The sequence below is a fragment of the Paenibacillus athensensis genome, from assembly GCF_004514475.2.
GTDB lineage: Bacteria > Bacillota > Bacilli > Paenibacillales > NBRC-103111 > Paenibacillus_AL > Paenibacillus_AL athensensis.
Genome location: NZ_MYFO02000005.1, coordinates 203274 through 221707 on the forward strand (window position 1 = coordinate 203274; position 18434 = coordinate 221707).

General features: G+C 50.9%; 11 protein-coding genes and 5 tRNA genes. 4 read left to right on the forward strand and 12 right to left on the reverse strand.

Translation table 11 applies throughout. The features are described 5' to 3' along the window. Positions 1–116: 116 nt before the first annotated feature. The 9 genes from B5M42_RS11605 to B5M42_RS11645 all read right to left on the reverse strand — a co-directional run bounded on the left by B5M42_RS11605 (position 117) and on the right by B5M42_RS11645 (position 14943). Entirely contained in the window at positions 117–1538 is a 1422-nt protein-coding gene (locus B5M42_RS11605) for an ABC transporter substrate-binding protein (RefSeq protein ID WP_134751459.1), read from the reverse strand. A gap of 133 nt (positions 1539–1671) precedes the next feature. Next, positions 1672–2997, reverse strand: a complete 1326-nt coding sequence (locus B5M42_RS11610) for a response regulator transcription factor (RefSeq protein ID WP_134751456.1) — start codon at positions 2995–2997, stop codon at positions 1672–1674. A 15-nt stretch (positions 2998–3012) separates the two neighbouring features. Next, positions 3013–4776, reverse strand: a complete 1764-nt coding sequence (locus B5M42_RS11615; RefSeq protein WP_134751454.1) for a sensor histidine kinase — start codon at positions 4774–4776, stop codon at positions 3013–3015. Positions 4777–4876: 100 nt separating this feature from the next. Continuing rightward, positions 4877–6847 carry a methyl-accepting chemotaxis protein gene (locus B5M42_RS25515; protein WP_167689757.1) on the reverse strand — a complete coding sequence of 657 codons (1971 nt, stop codon included), beginning with the start codon at positions 6845–6847 and terminating at the stop codon, positions 4877–4879. 454 nt (positions 6848–7301) lie between these two features. Next, complete coding sequence (locus B5M42_RS11625) at positions 7302–13748, reverse strand: S-layer homology domain-containing protein (RefSeq protein ID WP_134751450.1); 6447 nt, start codon at positions 13746–13748, stop codon at positions 7302–7304. 333 nt (positions 13749–14081) lie between these two features. Beyond that, on the reverse strand, positions 14082–14447 hold the full coding sequence (locus B5M42_RS11630) for a YkgJ family cysteine cluster protein (RefSeq protein WP_329959289.1): 366 nt from the start codon (positions 14445–14447) through the stop codon (positions 14082–14084). Between the two features lie 233 nt (positions 14448–14680). Beyond that, positions 14681–14762 (reverse strand) — tRNA-Leu (locus tag B5M42_RS11635). Positions 14763–14778: 16 nt separating this feature from the next. Further along, positions 14779–14851 (reverse strand) — tRNA-Lys (locus B5M42_RS11640). A 20-nt stretch (positions 14852–14871) separates the two neighbouring features. Then, positions 14872–14943: transfer RNA gene (locus B5M42_RS11645), tRNA-Glu, on the reverse strand. A gap of 135 nt (positions 14944–15078) precedes the next feature. On the opposite strand from B5M42_RS11645, the gene corA reads away from it, so the two are divergent. Then, a complete protein-coding gene (gene corA, locus B5M42_RS11650) occupies positions 15079–16008 on the forward strand; it encodes a magnesium/cobalt transporter CorA (protein WP_134751448.1) in 930 nt (309 codons plus the stop codon). A gap of 60 nt (positions 16009–16068) precedes the next feature. On the opposite strand, the gene B5M42_RS11655 is transcribed toward corA, so the two are convergent. The 3 genes from B5M42_RS11655 to B5M42_RS11665 all read right to left on the reverse strand — a co-directional run bounded on the left by B5M42_RS11655 (position 16069) and on the right by B5M42_RS11665 (position 16726). After that, a tRNA-Ser gene (locus B5M42_RS11655) sits at positions 16069–16156 on the reverse strand. 1 nt (position 16157) lies between these two features. Next, a tRNA-Asn gene (locus tag B5M42_RS11660) sits at positions 16158–16233 on the reverse strand. 16 nt (positions 16234–16249) lie between these two features. Continuing rightward, positions 16250–16726, reverse strand: coding sequence for a SprT family protein (locus B5M42_RS11665; RefSeq protein WP_134751446.1), 477 nt, complete (start codon positions 16724–16726; stop codon positions 16250–16252). 117 nt (positions 16727–16843) lie between these two features. On the opposite strand from B5M42_RS11665, the gene B5M42_RS11670 reads away from it, so the two are divergent. The 3 genes from B5M42_RS11670 (at position 16844) to B5M42_RS11680 (ending at position 18329) form a co-directional block, all read left to right on the forward strand. Continuing rightward, complete coding sequence (locus B5M42_RS11670; protein ID WP_134751443.1) at positions 16844–17197, forward strand: hydrolase/acyltransferase; 354 nt, start codon at positions 16844–16846, stop codon at positions 17195–17197. Positions 17198–17313: 116 nt separating this feature from the next. Further along, positions 17314–17478, forward strand: a complete 165-nt coding sequence (gene cmpA, locus B5M42_RS11675; RefSeq protein WP_134751441.1) for a cortex morphogenetic protein CmpA — start codon at positions 17314–17316, stop codon at positions 17476–17478. Between the two features lie 227 nt (positions 17479–17705). Further along, positions 17706–18329 carry a hypothetical protein gene (locus B5M42_RS11680; RefSeq protein ID WP_134751439.1) on the forward strand — a complete coding sequence of 208 codons (624 nt, stop codon included), beginning with the start codon at positions 17706–17708 and terminating at the stop codon, positions 18327–18329. Positions 18330–18434: the final 105 nt, after the last annotated feature.

The window sequence follows — 18434 nt, forward strand, 5'->3', positions numbered from 1 at the left end:
TATTATTATTTTGATTATGTGCAATGTTATGTTCTAGTTGTAAAGTCCTAGAAAAACAATTCGGGCCAATAGCCGCCGACAAATCAGCAGCTATGACCCGAATGGTAAACGTCAACCTATTCGATTTTAACTTTGTCGAATACTTCGGTTTGGACCTTGTTGGAAGTCTCTTCGAGCGTTTTCTTCAGATCCACGTCTTTCGTTGTGAAGATCTTCTGAATCACGTTCGCCATTTCGGCATAGTATTTTTGGCCTTCGTATTGAGCTTCAGGCTTACCATCCCACAGGCTGACCAGCTGTGGATCGTATTTGAAGACGTTGTCTGGATATTTGCCCAGAACGTCTTGGTATTTTTTACCGAAATCGGAGTCATCGTTCCAGTAGTTGATTGGTTGCGGAATGTAGATCCGGTTTTTCGTTTTTCTGTCTTGGATTTCTTTTTCAGTGGACGTCAGGAACTCATCCGTGAAGTACTCGTCAACAACCCAGTTGAATGTCGCTTGTTGTTGATCTTTGTCGCCTTTAGGGTTGATAACTTTGTAGTTACCGCCGAGTACGCCAGTATGTTTAGAGCCTTTTGTGACCGATGGAATTGGATATACAACGATATCGTCTTTGCTGATGCCGCCTTCGTTGATGGCTGTATCAGCTGCGTTACCGCTTCCGCACATAACCATCGCGCCGCGGCCTTGAGCAAATGCGTTCAGCGCATCGCCGTAACCGAGTGCCCAGTTTTGCGGGATCAGGTTCTCGTCTTTAAGCTTTTTGTAGAATTCCAGCGCTTTCAGACCAGCGTCGGAGTTGAATGTAGCAACAACTTTGTTGCCGTCGAGCTTTTGAACGTCGCCGCCGGCAGCGTACAGGAAGTTCGTCCAGTTCCAACCAGCTTCAGTACCTTTACCCATCGGGATAAAGCCTGCGATACCTTTAGCCGGATCGTTGACTTTCTTCGCTGCGTCGATCAGATCGTCCCAAGTCCAATCCATTGGAGGAAGCTCTACGCCTTTGTCGCGGAACAGCTTTTTGTTCAGGGTGATCGTCATGACGTAACCGTCAACAGGCACGCCGTATGTTTTACCGTCAACTTGGAATGGCTTGGACAGCAGCGGGTTCATGTCCTTCGCATGGGACCAGCCGTTCATCCAATCGGTCAGGTCGGCGATCCATTTTTTGTCAACGAGAGCTTTACCTTCTGTTGCATAAGTGGTGTATTCGGAAGGAGCGTTGTTAGCAGCCATTTTGATGCCGATTTCTTGCGGGTTGTACTGCCAATCGTCCGTTTTAACTGTTACGTTAGGGTTTTTTGCTTTGAAGCGATCGATTCTCAGGTTGAGCTGATCGTTCTTTTCTTTTTGGTCCGGCTTGAAGCCTTGAACTGTGATTGTGACGTCTTTCTTAGCTGCTTCTGTTGGAGCAGCCGTTCCTGCCGGCGTGGAAGCTTCCGGGCTAGGAGAAGAAGCGGAGTTAGAGCCGCAACCTGCGAGAATGACGGCCAGAGCAACACAGCTGACTACCGAAGTTGTAAGTCTCTTTTTCACTTGTGTGATCCCCTTTCAAAATATGAATACGTTGTATTTACATTTTTTATTATAAGAGGATTCGGGGTAGTCAGCGATGTGTGCTGTTACGCATATGATGTCTCAAATTACTGTACAATTGGCACTACAAAGGTTAATTGGCATTGCTCAAATTTTTCAGTTCACTGATGTTAATACCGAAGTATTTTTTGAAAATCTTGCTGAAATGCTCCGGCGATTCGTAGCCGATATCCTCGGAAATCTCGTAACGGCGCTTGTCCGTCGTCAGGATCAGCCGCTTGCCTTCGTCCATCCGCAGCTTGGTCACATAGTCCCAAATATTCGTGCCCATCACCCGTTTGAACAAATAGCTCAAATAGTTCGGGCTCAAATGCACGGAGTCGGCGATGTCCTGCAGCTTCAAGCCTTTATTGCAGTAATTTTGCTCAATATATTTCTTCGCTTCATAGACAAACCGATTGTTCGCCTCGTCGATTTGATTCTCGCTCGTTTCCTCGTTTTTATATTTCCCGATATCTCCAATATAAAACGCATAGTGGCCTTTGTTCGTTTCTCCCCAGCTCAGCGACTTCACGGCTTCGTTATAGATCGACGGCCATTGCGGAACCCCTTTTTGAATGCTGCTGATGCCGATTACGCTGCGGATCTTGAGATACGTTTCCAAGTTGTTATGCAGGATTTGCGCAATCATCAGCAACTGGTTCGCCCGTGAAGCGTCGCGCTGCTCATCTTCCGTCAGCTGCAATATCAGCGAAAAGGTGGAATTATAGTTGTAAAAAATCAGATGATCCCACTCGCGAACAGTCTCTTCAATAATGTTGAACGAAGCGTATTTCATCAGGTTGCGGTCCTTGAGCGTCAAAATCTCCTGATCGTTCACCCCGCCCTTATCCAGATAGAGCTTGAGCGTAATGACACAGAAATAGGCGCCATTAATGCGGTAATCCAGCTCCTTGAGCAAGTCGTCCACCTCGGACTCGTCAATCGTCCCTGTGACCAGCTCGTTCAAAATATCGTTTTGGTTAAGCGTGGCGTAGTCGGCCTGTTTTTTCTGCTCGGTGAAGTGCTCCAGCGTTTCGGATTTCGTCTTTTTCTCCACCAGCAGATTGCGGGCAACGCCAACCAGCCGGTCCGGCATGACCGGTTTGACGAGGTACTCCTTGGCGCCGAAGCGAATCGCCTTTTGCGCATATTCAAATTCGCCGTGGGCGGATAAAATGACGATCGGCAGCGACGGATTTTCCAGATAGATGCTTTCGATCAGCTCAATGCCGTTCATTTTCTCCATCTGGATGTCCGTGAACACCAGGTCGATCTGCTCCAGCCGCAAAAAGTCGAGCGCTTCAAACCCGTTATGGGCAATAAACACCTCGGAAATTTGCAGATTGGAGCCTAGCAAAATGGCGGCAATCCCTTTACAAATCATAGGCTCGTCGTCTACGACTAATATGTTGTACATGGTTGTTCCCTCCCGCTATTCATCTGGTTTCGTGTGATTCGGAATCGTGATTACAGCGCGGATGCCCTCATGCTGGCCCAGGCGGTAGCTCAAGCCGTACGGCTCGCCGAAATGAAGCCTGATTCTTTTATGCACATTGATGATGCCATAGCCTTTGTTTTTGTATTGTTCATTGATAATCGCATTCAGCATCTCCGGCTCCGGTCGTTTGTAACCGTTATCTTCGATGGCAATTTCAACGACCTCGCCGACGATTTGCACGGAAATCCACAGTTTACCGTCGTTTTCCATATTTTTAATGCCATGAATAATCGCATTCTCCACAAGCGGCTGCAGCACTACCTTGGGGATCGTCTGCTGTCTGGCGGCCTCTTCAATATCCCAGAACACCTCAAATTGAAAATCGTATCGCTTGAGCTGCAGTCGGATGTACGCTTCTGTATGCGCCATTTCCTCGTTGATCGTGATCAGCATTTTGCCGCGGCTCAGCCCGATGCGCAGCAGCATCGACAGGTCCTTGATCATTTCCGAGGAATGCTCAGCATTCTCGACGATCGTCCGCCAATAAATCGAGTCCAGCGTATTGTACAATAAATGCGGGTTGATCTGCGAATGCAGGAATGACAGCTCGATTTCCTTTTGCCGCAGCTCCAGATCGTATTTCTCGTGAATCATCCGATCGAGCCGGTTGGTCATTTCGATCAGCTTATTGTTTAGCAGCAAAATTTCGTTACGGCTTTCCGGCGCATAACGCGCGCGCTGGGCTTCCCCCGGCTCGTAATCAAAGGTCAGACGCGCCAGGCGCGACAAGGGCTTGAGGAAGGAGCGAATGAAATAACTGCTGACCAGCAGCAAAATGATAACGTACACAATCATCAAATAATGAATCAGCTTTTGCAGCACCTGCTGCTGGCCGGTCAGTGAATCCAGCGGAATTTTGACCAGAATACTCGTCTTGCTTTCCTCGCTGCGGTCAACCGCATACAGCCAGGAATGCTTTTTCTCTTTGGCAATGAAGACGCCCGAGCCGATATGGTCCAGCTCCTCGGGTATTTGTTCCACCGCCCCGACCATCGATTCCCCAACGTTGGAAAGCACTTGATTTTGCTCGTTCAGCAAATAAATCTCCATATTGTCAAAGGTGTTCAGCGCCCTGAGCAGCGTCTGGAACCGCAGTTCGAGATTAGCCACAATCAGTACGCCCAGCGTGGAATCTCCCGTGTAGATGCTGTTCATATCGCGGATATACATAGTGGAATTGTGCGGCACAGGACGTTCATTCATCTGTTCAATGACGAGTATCCCCTTGCCCTTGGCATCCCGCGCCGCTTGATACCATTTGAACTGGGACAAATGCTCCGCATAGAATACACCATTGTTCGAATAATCTACAAACGGAAAAAAGGAAAACAGCTTCGCGCTTTCCGGCAGCAAAAACATGTAACGGACCTGATTGTCCGTATAGCGATTGATATAGCTGTCCAGGCTTTTATGCCTTTCCAGACTGTCGTTCTCGTTCTGAACGTTGGCGATGCTCTGAACCTCTTGCGAGATCATGATCTTTTCCGTCGCCTCGTCGAGATCGGACAAAATCCGATCTACCGACACGTGATTCATCTTCATCAGTTCGAGCGTCGCGCTTCCCATCTGGTCCGTGGCGGTCGATTCTACCTTTTGCGAGATGAACCAATCCAGACACAGAAGCGGGACCAGAATAAAAATCATCATGAGAATGAGCAGCTTCTGGATCAGCTTTAAATTCGAGAACCATCTGCGCATATCGACATTCAGTCCTTTGTTTTTCAATCTGAGTCTGAAAACAACCGCAGGGCTACTGATAAAGTAGCCCCTGACGGTCAAATGTGAGGCCGATAAACCGTTAATACGTGAACTTATCGACTGATTTTTTTAGGGAAAGCGACAAGTAATCCAGCTTCTCGGACAACTCCTCCAACTGGTTGCCTACGTTCAACTGCTCCTCGCAAAGCGACGCCACCTCCTGTGAGGAAGCGGACGATTCCTGCGCCACCATGCTGACATTCGTCATGGCCGTGCGCAGTGCGTGCTGCGACTCATCCAGATGCTGGATCGATGTCGTCACCGTGCCAAGCAAATGAATAAAGCCTTCCATCCGTGTTTCCACTTGACTGAAAATATGCTCCGTATCGCGAACAGCCTGCACTTGATCTTCAAAAACCGGGAATACGGCTTGAATTGAGGTTAACGTGAGATCGACCTCCTCATGAATCTGGTCAATAATGCCGCCTACCAGATCGATCGACTTTTTCGACTGCTCCGCCAGCTTGCGAATTTCTTCGGCAATGACCATGAACCCCTTACCGGCTGCGCCAGAGCGTGAGGCTTCGATGGAAGCATTAAGTGACAGAATGTTTGTCTGCTTGGTCATCGCCGTCAGCACATCGAGAATTTTTTGAATCGAGGACGTGCTGTTCTTCAGCTTGGTGACGTTGCCGCCCATCAGCCGAATCTGCGTTTCCGTATTGGTAGAGTTCTGTGTCAGCTTCGACATAAATGTCGCGCCTTGCTCGCTTGCCCGCTGTACCTCGGCTGCCGAGCCGCTCATCTCGTCGTTCGACTTCTTGAGCAGATTCATATTCCTTCCCAGCTCCATCGAAAGACGATTGCCCAGATCCGCTTCATAGGAAAGTCCAGCCGCGCCTTTGGCGATTTCTTCTGTGGAAATGGCAATTTCCCGGGCAGAGGTTGCGGTCGCTTTGGAAGCGCTCATGATTTCCTGAGCCTTACCATGTAATTCTATCACAGACTGACTGGTTTCTTGTACAAGTAATTGAATTTGTGCCATCATTCGGTCAAAGCTTGCACCCAGCACGCCGATTTCGTCCTGCCGCTTGAAGTTGGCGCGAATGTTCAAATCGCCGCTTTCGCCGCGGCTCATCAAGTCGCTTAACGCTGCCAGCGGACGGCTGATTCTGCGGGCCATCAGGAAGCCGATGATCGCTGCGCTCAGCGCCGCAATCCACAGCGAGTTGATCGTGACCAGCAAGATGCGGTCGGCAGCGTTGACAAGCTCAGCCATCGGCGTCATGCCGACGATCACCCATCCGTTAATGGGCGATTTGTAGCTTTGTACGAGCATTTCGCCCAGAGCGCCGATCTCCAGCGTCTTATTGCTGTTGTCGGCGGTCATAAAATCGCCCGGCAGCGGGTTCGCGTAAGGCAAGCTCCATTCGGCTTTATTGACGGAAGCGATGACCGCCTGCTCAGACGAAAGCAGATAGACCTTGCCTGAATCGCCAAGCGTAATTTTACCGATTTCCTCGGCCAAAGACGAGGTACGAAACTCAATCATACAAACACCCAGCGGGTCGCCGTTTTGAATGTCCGATACGACTTTAGCGATGCCGAATGTCGGCTCCGTGCTCTCGGTGTAGGAGGCTGTAGCCGTAATCAGCCATTCCTTGCCCGCCTGCGCATCCGCGATCACTTTATCGACGATTTGCGGGTTCAAATTGATCCGGTCCTGGCTGGTCGCCATCTTCTCCCCGTTCATGGACACTATGGTGATATTCGTAATCGACTTGTCGGCGTTCGATTTGCGGGAAAGGAAATCGTGAAGCGCGTCCTTCGTCTGAATTTTATCATATTCAGCCGTCCGGCTGCTCATCAGCTTGGTCAAGTCCTCTTGTACCACGGTATCGATCGTCAATTCAGTCGCCATCTGCCCGTATTGCGCAAACAACAAATCAAATTTACCGCCGGCTTGCTTGATCGTTTCGTTGGAGGCGTTCGCAACCTTATCATGGACGATCCCCCTGGAAATCGAATAGGAAAACAACCCGACAATGCTCACAAAAATCACGTTACTCACAACAAATCCAAGAAAAAACTTGGTCCCCATCGACTTGAATGAAAGCTGCCGAATATACCCCGCGAGCGCGATCAGCCCTTGACCGAGTTTACCGAGCCACCCTCCCCGGCGTATGCGCTGCTGCAAATTCTTTAAGGGTTCCCGTAGCCTTCTGACTTTCCACATAGTGTGTGCACCCCGTTTGAATTCATGATTTTGAGAGCTTTTGTACAACGACTTTATCATACTGCTCTATGTCTTCAAATGCGTATTGTTACGAAAATCATGTCGAATCCTATGATCGCTGCCGGCAACCTTCACCAGCTCCGATCATTCACAATAGTTATAAACAGTTCTGGAAAAGGGATGCATGACTTGCAGCAAGCGCCAGCTTCCCGCCCATAAAAAAACATCCCGCCACCTCGATGGATGACGGGATGCTTGCATGTCAGTTGTCCGTATTACGCGGACCTGATCAGTTGATCAGTTGCATCGCTTGCAGCATGCGGGAGAGGATCACAACGGACTGGGCGCGTGTTGCCAAATCTTGCGGAGCCAATCGGTCATTGTCGACGCCTTGCATGATGCCGTTTGCGATCACTTGATCGAATGCTGCACTCGACCAGCTGCTGATTGCCGAAGCGTCCTTGAAGCTTGCCGTTGCGGAGCTGTCCGCGCTAGCGACAAGCTGCGAACGCAACTGCAGCGCTCTGGCGATCATGACAGCCATTTGCTCGCGCGTAATCGTTTGTTGCGGTTTGAACGATTGATCGTCGAAGCCTTCGATCAATTTGTATTGAGCTGCTGCCTGCACGCTGTCATAGAACCAGTCGCCGGCTTTTACGTCTGTAAACATTTGCGAAGCGTCTGCATCCTTCGTCAATCCGAGCGAGCGGACGAGCAGCGCAGCGAATTCTGCACGAGTTACATGATCTTCCGGAGCGAATTGGTCGTCGGTTTTACCGTTGACCACCAGCTTGGAAGCGAGCAGCTCAATGTCTTTCTTCGCCCAGTGAGCGGATACGTCGCTGAACGATTTGCTAGATTGTGCCACTGCGTAGATGCTGTTGGTTGTGCTGTTGATCGTTACCGTTGTTTGGCCATTCTCGGAAGAGAATACAGCCGGTACGTAACGGAATTCTCCGGTTGCCGGATCGTAAACAACAGCTGTTGCCGTATTGCTGTCCACGTTGCCGTCAATCGTGATCGTTCTTGTTACGAAATTACTGCCAAAACGTTTGATTTCGATCGACTTGTCGCCCGATTCAAGCGAGACTTCAAAGCTCACAGGCGTATCCAGCATTTTCAGACTACGGTCGGACGCTTTGCTGTTGATTTCATCAGCTTGCGTCGAATCGACTTTGTCGATCGTGACCGAAAGCACGCCGTTTTTCGTATCGCCGCCGATAATCTTGCTCAGATCAACCGGAAGCGTATAGCTGGCATTTTGGTGCTGAATGACAACTTGAGCGTTCGGAATCGAGCTAACCGCGCTGCTCAGGTCGGCCAGATTCAGTTGAACCTTCGCCGGACCGTTTGTTGTATTCGTGTTGATGACAATTTTTTGCTCTTTGTTAGCTGCAGCGTTTGTGATGATGTTTTTGTCTACTTTCACCACAGTTGGTGCAGGCTTCGTCGTAGGTGCAGGCGTTCCGCTTGGCGCTGGAGTTTCTACTGCCCCTCCGCCACCGGCTCCGCCGTTACCAGGGAACGAATCTTTCGGGAAATTCGTGCTGGCGAATCCGCGGCCAACTTCGTTCAGCTTCAGATTGGCGCCTGCATTATTGGCGATATCGGCCATTTTGGCATTGCGGATAATGACGTTATTGACGTCGACTTTTCCGCTTACGCCGCTGCTGACTTCGAGACCGGACAGACCGGAGCCGTCGGATACGATGTTTTCCAGCTTGACCTGGTTCACACCCATCGTGCCTTGTACCGCAATACCGGCATAGGTGCTGTCCAGCGCGATGTTGTTACGAATGATGATCGGGCTGTCAATCGCTTTGGTGTCGGCATAAACTTCGATCGCGCCGAAGTTGATGTTCAAGCCTGCGTCGCGGCTGCCTGTGCGAATCAGGGTGTTGCGTTCAACAAGCGTTGTGCCGTCAAAGGCAGACAGCGGGCTGAAACGGGTCGATACCGTAATACCGGAACCCAGACCAATCGTATCAACCAGAACGTTATCTTGCATTTTATTGTCTTTACCGCCGAACAAAATCATGTTGTTGGCCAGCCAAGGCAATTGGACGGTGTTGAAGCGGAACGTATTGTTATACGTAAAGTCGCTTTCAAAGCCCTCGTTCAGTCGGGACCACATGGCCAAGCCGTCATCGCCCGGATAACGGACGTTGGTTTGCTCTACCATACTGTTTTTCGTATTCGAGCTGAAGTTCATGCCGTCCGCCATCGTGTTGCGAATGCGCAGACCGCCTACATAAAACTCGTTCGTATATTTGCTGCTGTCAAAGCCGGAGTCGGCTGCCGGTCTAGCAATCCACATACCTGTTTTCGTATGCTCGATCCAGACGCTTTGTACCGTCGAGCCCGGACCAAACGCGCCTTCGAAGCCGTTCGTGTGCGCTTCGTCATCACGGATGTTCAGGTTGCCGTCAATGGCCAGATCATATACGCGAATATTGTTGCCCAGACCATAGAACTTGGCTTTGTTCAGCGTCGTGTACCACATGCCCGCGCCGCGAATCATCACGTCGTCAAGCACCAGTACGTCGCCGCCGTTATCCAGTTCAAACGAGCCTGCCGGGAACCATACGCCTTTATTTTGAGCTTTGGCTGCTGTTACAGCATCCTTGAAGGCTTGCGTATCGTCGTTGTTATCGTCGGCCACTGCGCCGTAATCCGTTACCGACAGATAGCCGGCAGGCATCGTGTAAGCGGCGGTTGGCGCCGATTCCAGATCAACGAGGTCAACAATGTAGTAGTCTGCTGTGTTGCCGCCATCTTTTTGCAGCTTGATCGTCGCGCCAGCCGGCACGTTGCCGATCATCGTATGAATTTCGTCAAAGAAGCGGTGCGCGCTGCCTTGCGCCGGATCTTTGGACCAAGGATAGTTGCCATACTCCCAAGCGTAATGCGAAGTCAGCTCCAGATCCTTCACTTTCACATCGTTTACGTACAAGCCCAGCGTTGCGTTGATGCCGTTGCCTTCCGGAGCATCCGGAATCGAATAGCGCAGCACGAGCGAGTTAGCGTCCTTCGCTGTCGTAAACTGTACATATTGTCCGGTTTGATCCAGCTTCACCGCTTGACGGCCGGAAGCTTCGTTGGCTACTTCATGGTAGACACGGTTCGGACCGATCAGCGTACCGTTCGTATTGGCTTGCTCCAGCTCATACGTCGTGTACGTTGCCGTGGCACCGCGGTACGACTTATTGACGATGTTATGAACCGTCAAATTGTCGAAGTTGATGCCGCCTGTGTCTGCACCCGTCATTTCGAGGGAGACGGAGTTATAGCCTGCGCGCAGTGGCAGGGAGACATCGGCATTCGCCCATGTGCCGCTGCTGGTTGCTGCCAGCGAAAGCTGTTGCACCGGCAACCCGTTGACGAACACGGAAATCGTTTTGGTGGCGCCGGTCGGATTCGCATAATGCACCGTTGCTGCATACGTGCCGGCATCTTGCGATGTAACGGCCAATACGGCGCGTGCGCCTGTGCTTGCAAAGTGGTTCAGATAGCCGCTGCCAGTGGCGCCGATAGCTGCTGGAGCAATCTGTACGCCGCCGCCGATGAAGGCTTGCTCGGCTTCGTAGACAGCATCTGCCGGCTGCGCTTCAAATGTCCAGAGCGAATCCTCAAGCTGGCTTGTAATAACGCCTTGCTTGGCTGCGCCGTAGACATAAGCTTGCGAATTGGCGGCATTTTTGATTCTTTCATAACCGAGGTAATCTTCGACTACCCATTGGTTGTTAGCAGATGTCGCTTTTGCTTCGAGAGCTGTGGAAAGGCCGTCAGCGCTTCCGTCAGTGCTCAGCAGTTGGCCGTTGAGTCGGTTTTTCAACAGCTTGCGGCCGTTGAAATCCTGCAGCAGCCATTGGGAAGCCAGCTCGCTTGGCGCCGCACTGCCCGATTTCACCGTTGTGCCGTCGGCCAGCAAATATTCGCCGGACACTTTGTTTTTGATCCGAATATAGTTGGTATCGTCGAAAGCTGGCGTGCTTGTTTTCAGGTTGCGGTCCGGTTCGGCCGGCAGTGTTGTCGTGTAATTGCCTGTAACCGGTTCAAGCACCCATTGCATCGTATTTTGGCTATCCGGATACAAACCGCGTTCCGCATAACCTAAAGAATTTTGAACATTGAGATACTCGTCTTTGTAGCCTTCTTTATTACTGCGAATAAAGAATGTTGTGCCGCTTGGCGTAGCATCTACGGTCCATTCGGAAGCTGCTGCGTCATTCGACAACGGCGCGCTCTCCACGTATTGATAATTGACATCCAATTTCACATAATGTCCGCTTGCTACGTTTTTAATTTGTTTGGCTCCGTTGCTGTCTTGAATCACCCATTGCGAGTACCCGTCGGTTTGAGCCGGAGTACCGTACATGACGACTCCGTTGCGAGCCTCATAGAGATATTGACCATTCGCCGGATTTTTAATCCGTACGTTACCTGTTGGAAGTTCTACCGGCAGATCAGGAGCTGTCGTAAATTTAAACTCCATTGCGTCCTTATCTTCCACAGGAATATTTTTGTTGCTTTGCGCATAGTCGATGCTGTCTTTTACGTTAATATAATGCTCTCCGGTCCACGCACTTTTAATCGTTTTGTATCCGGAATCCGGTCCATCCTCAACGGTCCACTTCGGACTGGCCCAAGTTGAGTAGATTTCCATGCTCGGCAGTGCAACAGGAAGGTTTGCAGCTGGATCGATTCCTTCCATGGCGATATAGTGTCCCGTAGAACGGTTATGGAGGTAGGCCCAGCCCCCTTGATCCTCAACAGCCCAGTGAGCGATCGGGTCCAAAGAATCGATATCGCCGTATTTTACTTTGCCATCTTCTTCATAGAAATATTTGCCGTTCAACTTGCTCTGAATCAAGTAGAAAGCGGCGCCGTCAACGACCGGCTGGAATCTCCAGCGCGGGCTGCCCCATCCTCTGTTGATCTCGTTGTACTCGGCATATTTGTTCAAATTCTGCAGGTTGATGTATTTTTGATGGTTTTCGTCGCTGTTGCTGTCATTCACGCTGTGAATGAGCTTGGAGCCGCCATCAAGCGATTCAATTACCCACACAGCATCTGTCCAGCTGTTATCTACATCGCTGACTTTCAGATGCCCGTTGGACATGTCGTGCATGTTGATGTAATGACCTGTAGCACGGTTCTTGATCCGCTTGCGGCCATTGAATTTCTCAACCAGCCACTGGCCATGCTGATCATTGGCCTTTACGTTACCGTACTTCAGCTCGCCATTCTCGTCTTCATACAAGAACAAAGACTGCCATTCGCTTTGAATACGCACGTATTGATCTACGCCGGCTACAAAGCTTGGATCTTCAAACACCCATTGCGCCGGATTCGAATCGGGATTAATGACCATCGATTGAGCGAACTGCAGCTCATCTTGAACGTTCAGATATTCATTTGAATATACAGCGCTTTGCACCGTCACATAGTCATCATAAATGTTGGAAGCTTTCACGGCCCAACGGTCGTTTCCACCGCTGCTTTGATTGCCGGCTAGCGCAGCTACCGCGGAAGCCGACAGGTGATCGCCGGCAGATGTCATATAATTGCCGGTCCCCAGGTTTCTGAACCGCTTCTTACCGTCAAAATCCTCGACGATCCACTTGTATACTGCACTAGATACCGTATTATTCAAGGAAGTGTATTTAACAATGCCTTGATCTTCATACAGGTACTTATCACTTACATTCTCAGTCGTGTAGTTGGCAATGCGCACAGCAGGCACATCGGCCGCCAGCTCGATTTTCCACTGGCTGTTCGCGTTCGTGTTGGTTCCAGGCCAGTTGTTCGAACGGGCAAAAATGTCCGTTTCAAATTGCGTATTTAACCAATTGCCTGAATCCAAAACACTGGTAATCGTTACCCAGCCATCACTGGTGCCGGGAGCAATCGTCCATTGGTTGGCTGTAGTATTGGCCATAGGCTGCGTCTCGATCGCCGCCCATGCACGATCAACGTCGTGGGAGATATATCGGCCCGATGCACGGTTCTTCAAGCGAACCTTTTGAGTGCCGTTGCCTTGGTCCGTTACGACCTCCATGTACCACTGTGCAGTCGGGTCGTTTGCTGCTTTTTTCCCGAATGCCACTTTGATTCTGTCGCCATCGTCTTTGTCCGGCAGCGCTTCGTACAAATATTGGTCGGTTCTGAATTTATTTTCGATAAGAACCAGAACGTCCTGCGTCACCGGCTCAAAACGCCATTGCGGGCTCTCAAAAGCAGGATTGATATCGCTGCTGACTTCTGCGAAGCCAAGCTGGTCTTCCTGGTGAATAAAGTTATTCAGCGAAGGCGTCGTGGCGCTTTTCATGGTCACGTAGCCCGCGCGAGTGGCGGTTTGAATCATCCACTGAACAGCCGTTGTACTTCCACCGCTAATATCTACGGCCGTCAGCATATCTTTTCTTTTGGTAATGTTTGCCATCGAGATGGCATGACCGGTCGCACGGTTTACAATTTGCTTGTTTCCGTTGCCGCCTGGTGCGTTTTTAATATACCATTGCGCAGACTGGTCGTCTCGACTCGGGAATCCATATCGAACAACGCCTGATGAATCCTCGTACAAAAAATTGTTTTTCCATTTGTTCTGGATACGCATCGGCTGGTTCTCATCTACACTGACGCCGCCACCGCCGTCCGCATACGCGATCAGCTGAAACGGAATCAGGAGCATAATGGTCATGCACAGAGCTACCCATTTCCTGAAAAGCTTCATACTTCTACCTCCGTCTTTTTAATAACTTTGCTTCGTGCCAGTGCTTGGCCGGGATGAAATCCAAAAGCCCCCTCTCCTTGAATAGAGAGATTTCACCCAATGAATAAAGTATATGAATGCGCTTTATCGCAGACAATGTGCGTTGTTAAGATAATCGTGTCCAATATTACAACCGCTCGTAAAATAGAACCGTATTCGCTGCAGCGAGGTTGAAATATGCTAAAACTATCCAAAAGAGCTTGTAAATTCTCGTAGTATTGGAAAAAACTTTTCGACCTTCGTGCCCCGGACAACAAAAAAAGCTACACGGCCGCAACCGCATAGCTTTTGCTTTTATTTAAAATCCTTCCATGTAAAATCTGTCGATAAAATCCCGACCGCCTGCTCGCGCGGCTGCCAGCTGGTTCCCGTCGCCGCATCGGGCTTCCGGTAACACACGAGATTGCGATGGAGGCCGAAGGCCCGGCAAACACCCGGCCGTACAGCATGGATACCGCATCGATCGTTCGTCTGGTCGTAAAAGATACACGTGCCGTAAAAGCGCGTTTGATTTTCCAGCTCCTGCCGGCTTTTGCCCGGCATCGCTCTTACTTTTTTCCTGATCGCCTTCAATTCCTGCTCCGTCACGGGCACAGGGCCGCAGCACATGCCCTTGCATCCGCTGCACGGCAATACGTCTTTGGCATCCGCAGACTTCACGGCTTTCACCTCTCAAAACTGGTGTATACTTCCATCTAACATGTAATCTTATCAATCTTTATATCATTTATCAACCTGCTCGTACCGAGGGGAGAGCGGGCCGTTCTCTACTGAAAGAAGCTGCAGCAAGTCTCCTCTACAGCACAAAAAAAACTCCGGGCCGACAACCGGCTCGAAGCTTTTCTCCGTAAAAAAACAAAAAACCTTATAACAGGATAAGGTTAAAAAACGAATGCGGTCGGAGGGATTTGAACCCTCACGCCTTGTGGGCGCCACCCCCTCAAGATGGTGTGTCTGCCGTTCCACCACGACCGCTTGTTGGGATTGAAAGTGAGCCATGTAGGACTCGAACCTACGACACCCTGATTAAAAGTCAGGTGCTCTACCGACTGAGCTAATGGCTCTCAAAACTATCAAAAAAGAATGACCCGTAGGGGATTCGAACCCCTGTTACCTCCGTGAAAGGGAGGTGTCTTAACCCCTTGACCAACGGGCCTGAATCGATCGCCTTTTTGACGACAAAAGTTATTATAGCGGAATCGACCTGTAAAGACAAGCACAAATTATGGAATATTCCGGGCCGATTGTGCTATGCTGAAACAAATTGCCTACGAACGAGGTGCACCTGCTTATGCTGCTTTATCATATGGAAAAAGAAACGATTCGCGAGGAAGCCCCCCGCCTGCCCGCCCCGAATGAGGTGGCGTGGATACGCCTGGAGAATGCTTCGCCGGAAGAAGTCCAGCGCGTGCTCGGCGGTTTGTTTCAGTGTCATCCGCTGTTGATCGAAGACGCCATCAAGCTGAACCAGCGCCCCAAGCTGGACAGCTATAAAAACAACGCGTTGCTGACATTTTTCGCTGTAACCAAGGAACTGAAGTCACGGGAAATTGCCATCGTCATTGGTCCCAACTACTGCATTACCGTTTCGCGGGAGCCGGTCGCGTTCCTCGACCAGCTCTACGAAGAGATGCTGCAGGTTGAAGGCCGCATGGAGCATGTCGGTGCGATTCTCCACGCCCTGCTGGACCGCTGTGTCGACGATTATTCGCAAATCATCAATGCCATCGAAGACCGCGTGGACAAAATGGAGCGGGCCGTCTACCGCAACCCGGCTGTGCGCATCGCCCAGGAAATCTTTCAAATGAAACGCACGATGCACAAGCTGCGCCGCGTCATTATTGAAGAGAAATCGCTGGTCAGTCAGATCAGCCACCGCACGTTTCCCTACACCCGGCAGGATGACGATGTCTATTTTGCCGATATTTACGATCATATTTCGCGAGTCGTCGATTCGCTGGACATTTTTCGGGAGTCGCTGGCTGGCCTGCTGGAGCTGCAAATGAGCCTCAAATCGGACCGGATGAATGAAATCATGAAAACGCTGACCCTGGTAAGCACCATTTTTATGCCGTTGACGTTTATCGTTGGCGTATATGGCATGAACTTCAAGATCATTCCCGAGTTGAACTGGAATTACGGCTACTTGTATGTATGGCTGCTGATGCTGATTATCGGCGTGCTGATGTGGATGTTTTTCAAAAAAAAGCGCTGGTTTTAGCCCCCGCAACAAACGGAAGCAAGGAAAAAGCCTGCCGATATCATCGACAGGCTTGTCATACGGAGAGAGAGGGATTCGAACCCTCGCACCACTTGCGCAGTCTAACCCCTTAGCAGAGGGTCCCCTTGAGCCACTTGGGTATCTCTCCATGGCTCCCCGAACAGGACTCGAACCTGTGACAACTCGATTAACAGTCGAGTGCTCTACCAACTGAGCTATCAGGGAATGAACAATTTTTATTTTAGTACGAAGGCGGCTGCAAGTCAAGTGTATACGATTTCAATTTGCCCCTGCACTTCCCACAGGCATATTTGCGCACGTCCAGCTTGCGCTTACGGTAATACTCCGTCTTGCAATCGACGCACTCCAACCGATAGCGGTAAGGCTGCGGCTTGGACGCCGTTGGCAGCGACAAGCAGAACCGGCTCCCGCCTACCTGCTGCAGCAGCGTTTTGAAATCCTGATCGCGATGCCTGTAACCCCGTTTGAGCAAGTGCAGATGGTAATGACACAGCTCGTGCTTGATGATTTTCTCCACTTCATCGCGGCCAAACGATTCCCACTGCACCCAACTGATTTCAATATCGTGCGATTTGGTAAAATATCGTCCACCCGTCGACCTTAGCCTGCGGTTAAACCGCGCTTGGTGCACAAAGGGCCGGCCGAACGAGGTGAGCGAGATGTGCTCGACCCACTTCTGCAGCTCCAGATCGTCCATGAAGACCTTCGCCCCTTTTAGAAGTTCTCACTTGAATTTGTACCGTATGAACGGCTATACTGTCAAGTAGAAAACATACGCGAGCTGCACAATTCGCAAAGGGGACCGAAACTCATTATGCCACAAATGCGCTACGCTATACTGAAGCTGGAAGATCAGCTTGAGTTTGTCGAAATGCCCTCATCTTATATGTACCAGTTAACCGCCTTGAATCAACGGCTGCACAAGGAACTGGACAAGCTGACCGCCGACAATGTGCCGCGGCTGCCGCGCGTCATTGCCGAGTGTAATGATCTGGAGCTGATTGGCGCAGGCTTCGTCCTGACGCAAGGCTTGGATTACATCAATCGGCTGGAGCAAGCTTTTGCCGCCATCCAGGAAAAGGCTTATCCGCTCATTTCCCTGCTGACTGAAATTCGGGCGCTGCAAGCCCAGTTGGAGCAATGGTACGAGGAAGAATGGCCTGTCTAAGCCAAAAATCCGCAGCGTAATCTGCGGGTTTTTGTTGCGGTTCGAAGGGACCTGCACCTGAGCCCCCCTTATCGCCATACAATAAGGTACACAGGCAAAGGGAAGGAGATGGGCGCATGCCGCAATGGCTTTGTAATCAACTGATGCGAGCCTTCCAGAATAAAAATCGCAGACAAATCCGCTTGCTGAACGACAGCTGGTTTTTTTACCGGACCCGCCGCTCGCAGGAGGATTGGGCGGATTCGGCAAAAAATGAAGAATCGAATCGGCACAAGCATTGACATTCATCCATAATTGGTATATAAAGTAAATAGATGTTGATTCGGCGTGAAGCACACTCCGGGGCAGACTTGATTCTGCCGGGGGTGTGTTTTTTTGCGCGCTTATCTATGGAAGGGAAGGGATCAAGATGAATATACAGGTGAGCCGGTTTATAGCGCAGCAGGAGCTCCAATTAGCCGCTCGTGGCAGGAGCGGCCAGCCGCTTGGACAAGCGGGGGTACGCTTTTTGGAGCATATCTGGGGTCCGATGTTTGATTTTAAGTTTAACGGCTTAGTTTGGAACGGCTATTTCGAAGCCGGGCATGCCGGCGGCCCTGATCCGTCATGCAGTGAATTTGCCTTTGAGCGGGTTGGGCGCAAGCTGCTCGTGCAAGTGGACGAACCGCCGCGCTGGCAGCACGACACCGGCCTCTTTGATCGCGATGCCCAACTGTTACGGAGCAACCGTCTGCTGTTGGAGGGCTGGCTCCCGCTCCGCTTCTCCTGGCAGCAGCTGTGGCGCCGCCCCTATGAATGCAGGGAGCTGCTTTACAAAGCTGTGCTCGGGAGCGCCAAGCCCGGCAGCGCCCATACAGCCTGGTGCTGGCGAGAACGCCCGGCTGAATACGGCGCCCTGTCGCCCGACGAGCTTGAGCTATGGCATAAGCGCAAAGCCGTCGTTCTGGAGCTGGCAGCAAGCCGCCGTGGTCGCGTAAGGCCGCGTGAGGTAGCGGCGATCTTCAATATCAGTAGCCGGGTTGCCGCCGAATGGCTGGTGCGCTTCACGCTGGAGGGACATTTATCGGCTATTGCCGGACCGAGTCAGATCACTGTTTTTGTGCTCCCAGAACTCAATGGAACCGCCCCGTGAGCACGCCAAACAGGGCGCTAGCATTCGCCTTGGAGCGGAGAAGCAGACGCCCTGCCTGGCAAGATCAGGATTGTGACGAGCTGTGGAGCCAATCCGCCTTCAGTC